Below are 13,605 nucleotides of genomic sequence, written 5' to 3' on the forward strand. Positions count from 1 at the left end.
CCGTAGCGAGATGTCGCCGAATTCCAGACCCCAGTGTCTGGAGACATCCTTGTCAGGAAACGCTTCAACAGGAACAGAACCTCATGCCCCACTCTTCTTTGCCGATGTTACCAAACGTTTCCCGATCGCCATGGATCGCTGTGCCGCTGTTGCTGACGTGTTTCGCGATCAACCTTACCATGACGACGTCGTCAACGTTCGCGGACGATTCCGAAGCGGCCGCGGGGTCCGGCATGTCGATCGGAGGCGAACGCACAGGTGTGATTGTGATCGAGGCACGCGATCCGAGACGCGCACCACCTCTGCTGCATACCGGACAATCCGAGGCAACGGTTCGTTTGAACGCCAAAGGAATCGCTCAGAAGATTGTGCTGAACGTGAAAGTCGTCCAAGGAAAAGCCGAGACGTTGAGTTATGGACTGAACGGATCCGGCGAGGTGACCGCCGTTGAAGGGGAAAACCTTGAATCATGGTCCATTCGCCGAGTCGGTGAGGATCGGTTTCTCGATTTGAGGATCAAGGAGAACGCTGAATCGTTGACGGCAACGGTCCACCTGGAAACGAGCCTCGAAACGCTCCCCGCGTCGATCGATTTAGCCCATCTGAGCCAAGGCGACGCGATCGGTTTTGACTCGATGGTGACGATCCAAGAATCGTCCGATGTGAAAGTGTCGGTGTTATCCGTTGAGGGATTCGTCCCGTTAGAGTCCGCCGACCGCACTCCTCGCTTTCGAACTTCCTCGGGTGGTCTGATTCGATTGAAGATCAGTCGAGCCGGCGCTGCACCAGCGGCAATCGAATGGGGACAAACGAGTTTAACCGGGACCGTGAATTCGGATGGTCGATCGGCACGCTTTCAGTTTCGCGGCACCGCTCACGTTAACGAGGATGACGCCGACGTCACGATTTTGTCGGGCGACGCAGCGGTCAGTCAAATGCCTTCGGATCCGAACTTCCGTTTGCGACTGAGTTCGCAGGGTAAGAAAAACGTGTACCAGTTGGTGTTCCCCGAGACAGGAACCTATCCGGTTGCGATCGAATTCGTCGCCCGTCTGAACGTGGCGGGCGACAACCTTCACACGATGGACTTTACCGTCGCCGGTGGGGCAGTCGTGCCGATCGAGGTAACGGGGCTCGGCGAAAATTTGGAGTTCCAGCGAGACCAACATACCGTCGTGCCGCAGCGGTCCGATGAACGTTGGATCGGTTTTCTCCCTGCGACGGGACGGGCCCATCTGCGATGGAAAACGGCCCGACAAACGGGCGAGGGAAAACTGTTCTTCACTACCTCGGGGCATGTCGAGGCGACAGTCGGCGCGGGATTGTTGCGTCAGGATCATCAAATCGACTTTCAGATTTTGCAAGGCGAGTTGAAGTCGATTCAGATGCGATTGAAAGGCCCCGGCGAGATTCTAGACGTTCAGGGTAATGATCTCGTTTCCTGGAAAGTGACCGGTGAGTCGGGCGACCGGATCCTCGACGCGACGCTGAGCCAGCCGATTACGGCGTCAAGCCGAATCAACATTCGCAGCCAAACGGCACTCAGCGCGTTTCCTATACGTGTCGAAGGAATGTGTTTGCAACCGGTTGGGGCGATTCGGCACTCGGGTTATGTACGTTTATCGAATTCCGGTTCAGTGCGGATTGAACCGACCGAACTGACGGGGCTGACGCAACTGTCTCCGGATCAATATCCCGGTAGCCCGCTCGAAGCGAGGCAAGTGTTTGTGTACCGCTTTCCCGCCGCCGATCACGCGTTCACGATCATTGCTGATCGGATTCAACCGGAAATCAGCGTTTCCGAAGCGGTCCAGTACCACCTCGCGGAGACCGATCGCACGATCATGGCTGACATAGAGTTAGACATCCGTGAAGCGGCGATTCGGGATTGGGATTTGGAAGTCCCCTCGGACTATTCCGTCGTCGCGGTTACCGGAGCGAGCGTGGCGGATTACATCGCATCGACGGCGGCCGAGAATCAATATCGCAACTTGAAAGTAATCTTTGGCCAGGATGTCATTGGGCGTCAGCTCGTGACGCTGCATTTGGAGAAAAACCAAGCCGCGATCGCCGGACCGTGGTCTCTGCCTGCGATTCGATATCCCGAGGTCAAGTCGGTTCGCGGGGATATCGGAGTCGTGGCATCACCAGGCTTCCGAACCGTGGTGGAGCAGTCGCAGCTGTTGGTTGAAAAGCCGCTGTCGTACTTCCCCAAACCCAATGCGAACTTGCAGCATGCCTTTCGTATTCGTGAACCGGGTTGGTCTGCGGTGATGCAGATTGAACCGCTGGATCGTAACGTGCAATCGGACGCCTTCCACCTCTATTCGCTGAGCCAGGGCACGATCTATGGGAGTGCGTTGATCAACTACTTCGTCACCGGTGCCCCGGTTTCGCAGTGGCGTCTCACAGTTCCGGAGTCATTAGGCAACGTGATGGTGGATGGACAAGACATTCGCACATGGCAACGCGAGGGCGACACACTCATCGTGTCGCTGCATCAACCCGTCATGGGCGCGTTCACGTTACTGGTCACGTTCGAAGAACAGCCGGACCAGGACGAGAGCAATTTCAGCGCGGGCCGCGTAACGCCGTTGGAGGTACAAAGCGAACGTGGATTTGTCCAAGTCGTCAGTCCGATGCAGGTCGAAATCACGACTCGCGCAATGAATGACGGGATGCTGATTCTCGATCCGCTGGAACTGCCCGCGGAGTTTCGCTTGCTCAGCACGTCGCCTTCATTGGGAACGTGGCAGTACACCGAACGACCGTTTCAATTGGATTTGCGAGTCAAATGGTTTGAACCGGGGACCATGGTCACGCAAGTGGTCGAGTTTGCCGAAGCGAACAGTCGGGTTTCGAAAGACGGAGAGTTGGTCACCGATGTGGTGTACTTTGTGAAATCACGCGGGCGGCGAACGTTGCAAATCAAGTTGCCTGGAGAGCCCGTTCGGTTGTGGGCGGTGTCGGTTAACGGTCGCCCGGTCACGGCGAGACAATCGGAGGAAGCGACGCTGATCCCGTTGCCCGGTGGAACGGATCCCAATGAACCGGTGAAGGTCAATCTGCGATTGGGCAAGCCTGCCGTGAGCGCGTCGTCGGCACAACTCGCGTTGCCGACCGTGATGGCGCCGGTCCTGAAAACTCAGTGGAAGGTTGTCGGTGACGAGAAATCGGTGCTCGTGCCCAAAGGCGGCACCGTGGAGCCGACGACTCCCGTGTTGCGTCCGACGGGATTCCATTGGGTGGCGAAATATGGACTGGTTTCGCTCGCGCTGATCGTCGGCCTGACCGGGTTGGGAATGTGGGTTTCGGGGCGCGGCGGATTTTGGACCGGCGCAGATATGGTCAGTTTTGTGATCGCTATCGTTGTGGCGGTGTTCACGTCGCTGGCGGCGGTACTCAGTGCGGGCGGAACCTCAATCCTGCAGTTGAGCGTGCCAATCCTGGCAGCGGGCGAATCGGTCGTGTTGGATGTCGACAACATTCCCGTTTGGCGCATCGACTTCTCGTTGCTAGGTCTTTTGATTGGTTTGCTCGGTGTTGCCTCCGTGATCGCGTCGCGGTTCTTTTCCGATGCGAATTGGATTCGCCCGGCCGCACGGGTTGCCGGTGGAGTTCTAATCGGGATCGGCGTGCTGTTCCAAGGTGCGAGTGCCGCGGTGTTTTATGCGTTACTCGCGTTGTCAATCTTCGCGTTGTTGTTCATCCCGCAAGCTCGAGATTCGTATCGACGAGTGAGTCACAAATGGCGGCGGTGGAGACAATCACGAGCCAAGTCGAATGCGGACACGACGCCCGAAAACGCGTCGGGAATCACAACTTCGATGATCGTCGGGATCGCATTGACGGTTTCGTCCTTCACCTCGCACGTGATCGCCAACGAGGCCGACACGCCCCGCTTCGTCGCTGCCGATTCGATTCAACAAGAGTGGCAGATTGCGCATGACGATGAACGTCTTCGTGCGACGGGAACGATTACCCTGGCAGGTCGTCCGGGAGATCAGTTCTTGCTGTTGAAAGCTCCGGCCACGTTGACTGAGTTCGCCAGCGATGCCCTGCGGTTGACCAAAACGAGTGTCCCGGGAATCGGTCTGTCTTACGTGATTAGCATTCCCATTGTGGAAGAAGACGCGGGATCGGAGTCGAATGTCGATGCTGAGGAGGAGGAGGCAGAAGACGACGAGAACGCGGACGACGAAACAGTGGACGCGACCGAACGCGATGCTGAAGATGATGGCGAATCGGGATACGCCATGCGGCAATACAAAGCGACGTTTGAATATCAAATCGAATCCGTCTCCACATTGAAGGGAATCCCCGTCTTGACCGGTGGCGCCTCAGTCGCCGAATTGCAAGTGCGATACGACGAGGCGGGGTGGGAGGTGTCCTGTCCCGCGGCCGTTTTGATCGAAAAGAATGGAGACGAAAATTCCGAGGGCACTTCCGCGAATGTCCTGCTCGGCCCGGGTGATGCGACCGTGCTATTGAAGCCAAAGGCACGCGACGTCGCGTCCGAGCAGACTCGGTTCTTTATCGAATCGTCGAATCTCTATCGTCCCGGTCCCGGTGTTGTCGATGGTCGCCACCGGATTCATGTCCGCCCCTCACAAGGACAGGTCAATGAGCTAAACGTGTCTGTCCCCGAAGGCTTGACGGTCAGCGATGTCACGGGCTCGGTCGGATCGTGGCAATTCGATGCCGATCAAGGACGCTTGCATTTGCAGATTGAGCCGACGCAGTCGTCTGCGTTTTACGTCAACGTCAACACGCAAAGGAGCCTCGGAAAGCTGCCTGCTGAATTCGAACTGGAACCGCTGCGGGTCGCTGACGCGGGCGGCGAAGTGGGATTGTTGGCGATCGCATTCGGGCCTGACGCTCAACCGGAGAAGGCGGAACCCGAAACGATGTCGGCGGTGAACCTTGGTGACTTCGACAGCAAGATGATGTTTCAAGAATCCGACGTGTTGCATCGGGTTTATCGCTATGGTGCCGAAGGTGGCACTGTAAGACTTCGCGTCGTGCCGGTGGAACCGGAGGTGCGCGTTGCAAGCCAACAGGCGTTGTCGCTCGGTGACGAACGGGTTGTTTTGAACATCAACTGCATCGCCGATATCACCCGAGCGGGTCTGTTTCAGTTGAGCTTTCCCTTGCCCGCGGGGCTCGAAGTGGAATCGATTTCGGGGTCGGCCCTGCATCACTGGTCAGAGTCGAACGAGAACGATGGTCGCGTGATTGTCCTTCATCTCAATGGTAAAACGATCGGCACGCAAAACTTTGCGATCGTATTGTCCGGTGCGTCACCGTCTGCGGAACGCGAATGGGAAATCCCTCGGTTTGCGTTCACCGAAGCGAATCGGCAAACTGGCGAACTGGTCGTACGTCCGACGACGGGCATTCGATTGCGAACCGTGACGCGGCAGAACGTTTCGGAGACTGATCCGCGTGCGATTAAGGATCAAGTACGAGGCAGCGTCTCCGGTGGACTGGCGTTTCGCCTCTTGCAGCGTGATTGGAAACTGACGTTGGGCATCGACCAACTCGCCCCGTGGGTGACGGGGCAGGTGCTGCATGAGATCACGATGCGAGAAGGTCAGACACGATCAACGCTGATCGCAAATTTCAAAGTTGAGAACGCCTCGATTCGGCAAATGCAAGTCGTGCTGCCGATCGACGATGAAAGCGAAATCAAGACGTTACGGGCGAACGGAAAAATTGTCAGCGATCTCGTCCGGACGCAACCCAATTCCAATATCTGGGAAGTCCAGTTCAAGCGCCGAGTCCTCGGGAAGATTGACTTCCGGATTGAGTACGAGCGACGAGGTGACCGCGACAACGACACCGAATCGCTGGTCCCCGTTCAGTTTCCTCAGGCGAGGCAGCTTTCTTATTACTACGGCATTCGCGCCGGAGGTCGACTCGAGATTGATCACGAGGAGTTGACGCAGGGATGGCAGCGTGTTGATTGGAACACGATCCCATCGACGCTGCGTAATGCGGAAAACCACAGCGTCCCGTCGTTGACCTTGCGAGCGGTCTCGCCTGAGTCGCCGTTACCGATTCGAGCCAACCGGCACTCGCTCGCGAACGCATTGAAGTTGCGAGTCGCCGACGGAACGCTCGCTACGATTCTTTCGCCGACCGGCGATCAATTGACGGCCGTCGACTTAACCGTCGAGGTGATCCAGCGAAGTAGCCTGAGCGTGGGACTGCCCCAGGGCAGCGAGTTGTTTAACGTCTTCGTCAACGGCGAAAGCGTGCACTCGATCCGTCAGGGCGGAAACGTTAACGCGTGGCAGTTCTACATCCTGCCGGGGATCGATGACCGCACCGCGAAAGTTCGGTTTGTGTATTCGGTTCCAGGCGACCGGATCAAACGCATCCATTTGCAAAGCCCGGTGCTGAACGTTCCGCTGGAAAACATTCGATGGAATGTGCTCGCGCCGGAGGGATTCCGAATGGTTGACTCGGATGGCAATTTGGAATTGATTGAACAAGCCAACCGGGACGTTTACGATCGCGCGTCATATCTTTCCAAAATGAAGGGCAAACGTCAGAACCAAGCTCAGGAGGCAGCGAGTTTGCTCGAACAGGCTAACGAGCTATTGCAGGCCGGCGAGCAAACGAAAGCGAAGTGGGCGTTCAACAGCGTCGCGAATCAATATGGTCTCGACGCGGCCTCAAACGAAGATGCTCGGGTGCAGCTAGAAAACCTGCAAACGCAGCAAGCGATCGTTGGCCTCAACACACGGCGTCAACGTCTCTACATGGACAATTACAAAAACGATGCCGTGCCACTGGGTGACGAACAATTGAGGCAAGCGGCGGCGGACAATCCGATCTTGCAACAGGAAGAACTGAATTTTCGGCCGCAACAACTCAGTGAATTGCTGCGTGGTAACACGACGGAGGACAACGCGGTATTGCAGGCAATCGCATATCGCCTCGTTCAACATCAGCGGGCAACCGAAACTGCTCCACAAGCGATTCAGATTAGTTTGCCGGAGGAGGGCACGATGTATTCGTTCAGCCGAACGGTGCAGGTGACCGAGAACGCACCGTTGGACCTCGATCTCAAGTTCGAGTCTCGCTATCGGATTCCGTTCTGGCAATCAGGATTGCTGGTACTTTTGCTGGCGTTGACCGCCGCGGTGCTAACGTACGCCAGCACGGTCCCGTGGCGTAAAGAGTTTGTGCCACCATCGGCGGACGCGGCATGAGTCGGGCGGCGTTGCTAATGCGTGGGCGGTTACAATTGCCTGACACGTGACGCAAATTGTTATGATGCTGACGCATTTCGGGCTCGTTTCGCCTGCCGATTGATCGACAGTGTATTTGGACTTGCGAATTCAACAAATCCAATTCACGAGATTGAGCAGATGAAACGTAACGACCTTCTGCATTCCATCGCGTTTGCGGCGATCGCGGTGGCACTTTCGTGCCTGCCAACTCAGGCAGATGATTTTGAGCGTCAGCGGCAGCAGGTCTTGGATCTCGGCAAGCTGACAGGACAACCTAAGACGCATGTTTATGACGAAGTCCTTGCCCAACAGGGCGACGGAAACTTGCGTGCGATCTACTTTGACGGTTTGCCGTGGAAGGGAACGCCAACCCGCGTTTTCGCTTGGTTAGGCATGCCCGCCTCGAAATCCGGCGAGGCCCTCGCCGGATCAGGAGAGAGGGTTCCTGGCGTGGTGCTGGTGCATGGCGGGGGCGGCAGCGCGTTCAAGGAATGGGTGCAGAAATGGAACAGCCATGGTTTCGCAGCTATCTCGATCGCTGTCGAAGGGCAAACGGACCAACGATCGCCCGGTGGCAAAGGTTGGCAACGACACGAGTGGGGCGGCCCACAACGTGATGGGATTTATGGCGACTCGTCGAATCCGCTCGAGGACCAGTGGATGTTCCACGCCGTCGCTGACACAATTCTCGCCAATTCGCTGTTACGTTCGCTTCCGAACGTCGACGCGGACAATGTCGGATTGGCAGGAATCTCGTGGGGCGGCGTGATCACGAGCACCGTGATCGGAATTGATTCGCGGTTCCGGTTCGCTATCCCGACGTATGGATGCGGGCATTTGTTTGACGCTGAAAATCAGTACGGTCGTGCGTTGGGCCACAACGAACTTTACAAGCAAGTTTGGGATCCGTTCGTGCGGATGGGGCGCGTGCGAATGCCTGTGCAATGGCTCTCATGGCCGGGTGACAAGCACTTTCCGCTCGACTGCCAAGCCAAGTGCTATCACGCCGCGAAAGGTCTTCACCTTCTGACACTTATTCCCGGAATGCGTCACGGGCACGGCGCCGGATGGAATCCGCCGGACAGTTACGCGTTCGCAAGGAGCGTCGTCGACGAGGGACAACCGTGGTGCCGGCAACTGTCCGCGTCGTCCGCCAGCAACAACGTTAGCGTCGTATTCGAATCGTCAAAAACAATAGACTACGCCACACTCGTGTGGACGTCCGATTCCGGAATTACCGGCGAACGAAAATGGAACCTGTCACCGGCAACCTTCGCGGCGTCTAACGATGATTGGAAATTGTCGGCGACGCTGCCCAATGATGCGACCGCGTGGTTTCTCAACGCCCACAGCGGTAAACTGATTGCCAGTTCGGACTATTCTGAACGCCCCTGATTTCGATGCGAGTCCAACGTATAGAGTTGGGTCGCTATTCCAATTCGCATTTCACGCCAACCCTCCCTCCTTCAATCCCTCCGTTAAGCAGTTTCTCTATGCAAACGATCTACCGCGTCACGCGGATCCCCGCGTTCGTACTTCTCGCTGTGTTCAGCAGTCAATTATTTGCCGAAGATCGTGAACCCAAAACGAAGACCGGTGTTGTTAGGTCAACCAAGACCAAACCGATTTCTTGGGAGACCATACCTGATCCGAAGCTACCGAACGTGTTAATCCTTGGTGATTCGATTTCGATCGGCTACGGGCTCCCGTTGAAACGAAAGCTCGAAGGCATCGCGAACGTCTACCGCCCGATGGCCACGAAAACAAAACCGCAAAACTGCGGTGGAACCACACGCGGCGTTGAGCAGATCGACGCATGGCTCGCTGAAACCGAATGGGACGTCATTCATTTCAATTGGGGATTGCACGATCTCAAGCACGTTACGGAGCCCGGTGGTTCGAGTGTATCGAAAAAGGAGAGTGACCCAGTTCAGGCGACCGTTGAACAGTATGGCAAGAATTTGGAATTGATTGTTGGAAAGTTAAAGGCAACGGGGGCAAAACTTATTTTTGCGACAACGACGCCCGTCGTCGCCAATAGCAGCGGCCCGCTTCGTGAGGTCGAAGCGCCGGCGCAGTACAATGAGGCCGCTCTCGAAATCATGAAGAAACATGATGTCGAAGTGAATGATCTCTACGCCGCATGTTTTGACAAGTTAGATCAGTTGCAGCTTCCCAAGAACGTTCACTTCAAAAAGGAAGGTTCCGAGTTCTTGGCCGACGTGGTCGCGTCAAAGATTGAAGCCGCCTTGCAATAAGCTCCGCCCACATCAGCAGGCTTGTATCCGTCCCCTCCGGATTTCCGACCGTGAAATCCTCCTCTCCACGAACGATAATCAATGAATCAGATCAAATCGGAACACTGTGCCACTCGTTTGCTCGCGGCGATATTCGCCCTCGCGCTGTTGAACCGTGCACCGGTTGCACAAGCTCAAGTAGAGCGCCAATCGCGTCCGAACATCATTTTTGTGTTGACGGACGACCAGGGCTACGGCGATCTCGGCTGCCATGGGCATCCATTTCTGCAAACGCCCAACCTCGACAAACTGTACGAGCAAAGCACACGGTTCACCGATTTTCACGCCAGCCCCACTTGTGCGCCTACGCGGTCGGCGTTGATGTCGGGGAAGGCGCCGTTCAAGAACGGTGTCACCCACACCATTTTAGAACGAGACCGGATGGCACTCAGCTCGACGACGATTGCGGAAGTGCTGCGTTCGGCGGGCTACACGACGGGCATCTTTGGAAAGTGGCACTTAGGTGACGAAGATCCTTACCAGCCACAGAACCGTGGGTTTGACAAAACGTTCATTCACGGTGCGGGCGGGATCGGGCAAAACTTTGCCGGTTCCCAAAGCGACGCTCCCGGCACCAGCTATTTCAACCCAATCATCAAACAAGACAATCGCTTCGTTCAAACACAAGGCTATTGCACGGACGTGTTTTTTCAGGAGGCATTGGGTTGGATGAAGGAGCAGAAAGACGGCGAAAAACCGTTCTTCGCGTACTTGGCCACCAACGCGCCGCACGCTCCTCGCAAGGTTGATGCGAAATACTCTGATCTCTACAAAGACAAATGCAACGCAAACGCGGCAGCCTTCTTTGGAATGGTCACCAATATCGATGAAAACATGGGCGTTCTCATGGAGAAACTCGATCAATGGCAGATCGCCAACAACACGCTTTTGATTTTCATGACCGACAACGGTTCCGCCGAAGGCAGTTTCAATTGCGGCATGAAAGGCAAGAAGGGTTCACCGCATGAGGGCGGTTCTCGCGTTCCGCTGTTCATGCGAATGCCGGGAACCACGACGGCCGGTGTCGATATTGATCGTCTCACGCGGCACTACGACCTATTTCCAACACTCGCCGAAATTGCGGGAGCGTCGGTGCCTAAGGATGTGGAGCTAGACGGGCGTAGCTTGCTACCATTGCTCAAGGATACAAACGCATCGTGGCCAGATCGTAATCTCGTCTTCCACGGCGGTCGTTGGAACAAAGCGGGTGCACCGAGACGTTGGGGCCAAGGAGAAACGGGGCCCGAGTCGGGGAAATACGTCAATTTCGCCGTCCGCAATGAGCGTTGGCGTTTAGTGGGTTCGGAGTTGTATGACATCGAAAACGATCCCGGTGAGACAACCGACGTCGCGAAAACACATCCGGAAGTCGCGTCGAAAATGCTGGACGTTTTCAACGCATGGTGGGACGAAGTGCGCCCCATGATGGTCAACGAAGATGCTCCGTTGGACGTCGAGAAACCCTTTCAAACTCAATTCAACAAACAAAAAGAGAGCGACGGCATCCCGGATTGGGTCGCCCCAGTCTTGTAGTTCGCGTCCTATCGAAGTCTCGCCCACACGTCGTCTCGGAGTTTTTAGATGAAATCAAGTTTGTTTGTTGTAATGCTCGGTTTATGCGTGCTCATTCAGATTACGGCTGCTGTCCCGACCGGCGCCGCGAGTCCTGAGGATGCACGACCGAACATCGTCTTTTTGCTTGCCGACGATCAATCGACCTATTCGGTTGGCTGTTACGGTAACCCCGACGTGAAGACGCCCAACATGGATCAGTTGGCTCGCGACGGAGTTCTGTTTGACAATCATTACAACACGACTGCGATTTGTATGGCGAGTCGTGCGAACATTTTCACCGGCATGTATGAGTACAAGACCGGCTGCAACTTCATGCACGGCGACATGCGGCAGGACGTATGGAATCAGAGTTATCCGGTCGCGTTGCGCAAGGCGGGATATTTAACCGCTTTCGCCGGCAAATTTGGACTCGTCGTCGATGGCAAAGGACTGTGCGAGGAAGATTTTGATTTTTGGGGAGGTGCACCAGGGCAAACGAGCTTCGACACCGCCAAAAACAAGTCGATGAAGAAGTATGCGGAGGAGTTTCCGCACTCCACGTTGTCGTATGCGGCGTTCGCGACAGACGTAATTCACGAATCGGTGCAACGCGAACAGCCGTTTTGCCTTTCAATCAGTTTCAAGGCGCCTCACAAACCGGCGATTGCGGATCCTCGGTTTGAACACGTTTACGATGGGAAAACGTTTACCAAGCCAGCTAACTTTGGTCGCGAATACAGCGAACATCTGTCACCTCAGAGCAAGATGGGACGCCAGTACCCTCGCTTCCACGATTGGAAATACGACACCGATTATGACGGTGAAATGCGAAAGTACCATCAGCAGATCTACGGCATCGATGTGGCTCTCGGAATGATTCGCGATACCTTGGCTGCCGAAGGCGTTGCCGACAACACGGTTGTGATATACACCAGCGACAACGGATACATTTGCGGATCGCACGGATATGGATCCAAGGTTTTACCCATGGAGGAATCAGCTCGCGTGCCAATGATCATGTACGACCCTCGCAGTCCGCTCAATGGGAAACAGATTCGTTGTCAAGCATTGACCGGCAACATCGACTTCTCCCCATCAATTCTCGAACTCGCGGGGCTAGCTCCAACAGAGAATGTCGACGGACTGAGTTTGTTGAGTCTCCTTCAGGATCCGACCGATGGCGGACATGAGCAGTTGGCGTTCATCAACACTTGGGGGCCGCAGGCGACGACCAGCATGACCTGTTTGACCAAGCAGTTCAAATACACGTATTGGTGGTTCGGTGATAAGAATGTCAAACCGGTCGAAGAATTGTTCGACACCGAAAACGATCCGCTGGAACTGAACAACCTCGCTGCGAACCCTGAGTACAGCAACGTGCTCGAGGCGATGAGAGGACGTTACGATCACGAGCTCGACCATTGGAAATCAGAGTCGGTCGACTACAACGACTATCAACGGTACGGAACGCTTTTTGACCGCACCATTGAGTTGAACGAGAAAGCCTCGCTGATGGGCAACAAACCACCGGAGAACAACGCAAGCCAGGCCAAGGACCCGAACCCGGCCAAAGAAAATCGAAGAGCACGCAGGAATTCTGCCAAGTCCTAATCGCCCATCGTTTCAATCGCTCCGTCTAAGACTACAGCGCGCAGATGCGGTTAAGCTCGGCAAACGAGCTGTGAGTGCTCCCTTCGTTCCTCTGATTCACGCGTACGCGTGTGTCGGAGCCCAGTTTATCTCCTCTTTTGCGGGATAAACGACCGTGAATTTGCTGTCGCAGGCCGCGAGCGAATGGTGGGCAGACGCACCACAGCGAAGCGTGACGCAGTAATCCTGAACTTTCTTCTGTTTTCCGACTCCAGATTCTCACCCGCCTTCACGTTACCTTTACAGACACGTGAATTGAACGGTTTTTAAACGAGAGGAGAGGCGGAAACAATGGACTCACGACAACAGCAAGCTGAGTTCGTTCGTCTCCTGTCGGCGAATCACCGGCGAATCCAGTCCTTCATTTTGACGCTGTTGCCCGACCAGGATCTCGCTCAAGACGCGATGCAGAATACGTCCGTCGTCATGTGGCAGAAGTTTCAGCAATTCGAAGCGGGCACCGACTTCAGCGCATGGGCGTTTCGCATCGCACGTTATGAAGTGATGGCACTGACGCGAATTCGTGGAAAAGTGCGAATGATCTTCGACGAATCGCTCTGCGAGAGCATCGCCGATGACGTCGAGCGACACGGTACCAACGTGGACGTCCGAATGCAAATTCTGAACGAGTGTCTTTCGATGTTGAGCGCGAAGGACAGCGAGTTGCTGACACGTCGTTACGAGGAAGGTGCCACGATCAAATCGGTCGCCGAGGCGGTCGGACGTCCTGTCGAAGGCATGTACAAGGCGATGTCTCGTATCCACCGTGCGTTGTTTGAATGCACACGTCGCAAATTGGCAACTTCGGAATGAACGCTCGCGAAATGAATAACGTGGTGAATCAGCACGGTTCTAGCAAATTT

Annotated in this window: 6 protein-coding genes; all 6 read left to right on the plus strand. The window is 55.5% G+C overall.

Features of this window, described 5'->3' with window-relative positions; translation table 11 throughout:
* The first annotated feature begins 83 nt into the window (after window positions 1-83).
* The 6 genes from FHS27_RS23985 (at window position 84) to FHS27_RS24010 (ending at window position 13,555) form a co-directional block, all read left to right on the plus strand.
* A complete protein-coding gene (locus FHS27_RS23985) occupies window positions 84-7,220 on the plus strand; it encodes a hypothetical protein (RefSeq protein ID WP_246420769.1) in 7,137 nt (2,378 codons plus the stop codon).
* Window positions 7,221-7,379: 159 nt separating this feature from the next.
* On the plus strand, window positions 7,380-8,636 hold the full coding sequence (locus FHS27_RS23990; RefSeq protein WP_184307774.1) for an alpha/beta hydrolase family protein: 1,257 nt from the start codon (window positions 7,380-7,382) through the stop codon (window positions 8,634-8,636).
* A 98-nt stretch (window positions 8,637-8,734) separates the two neighbouring features.
* A complete protein-coding gene (locus FHS27_RS23995) occupies window positions 8,735-9,499 on the plus strand; it encodes an SGNH/GDSL hydrolase family protein (RefSeq protein ID WP_184307776.1) in 765 nt (254 codons plus the stop codon).
* 81 nt (window positions 9,500-9,580) lie between these two features.
* A complete protein-coding gene (locus FHS27_RS24000; protein ID WP_184307778.1) occupies window positions 9,581-11,071 on the plus strand; it encodes an arylsulfatase in 1,491 nt (496 codons plus the stop codon).
* Between the two features lie 48 nt (window positions 11,072-11,119).
* Window positions 11,120-12,703, plus strand: a complete 1,584-nt coding sequence (locus tag FHS27_RS24005; RefSeq protein ID WP_184307780.1) for a sulfatase family protein — start codon at window positions 11,120-11,122, stop codon at window positions 12,701-12,703.
* 330 nt (window positions 12,704-13,033) lie between these two features.
* Complete coding sequence (locus tag FHS27_RS24010; RefSeq protein WP_184307782.1) at window positions 13,034-13,555, plus strand: sigma-70 family RNA polymerase sigma factor; 522 nt, start codon at window positions 13,034-13,036, stop codon at window positions 13,553-13,555.
* Window positions 13,556-13,605: the final 50 nt, after the last annotated feature.

The sequence above is a fragment of the Aporhodopirellula rubra genome (assembly GCF_014192335.1).
Taxonomy (GTDB): Bacteria; Planctomycetota; Planctomycetia; order Pirellulales; family Pirellulaceae; genus Rhodopirellula; species Rhodopirellula rubra.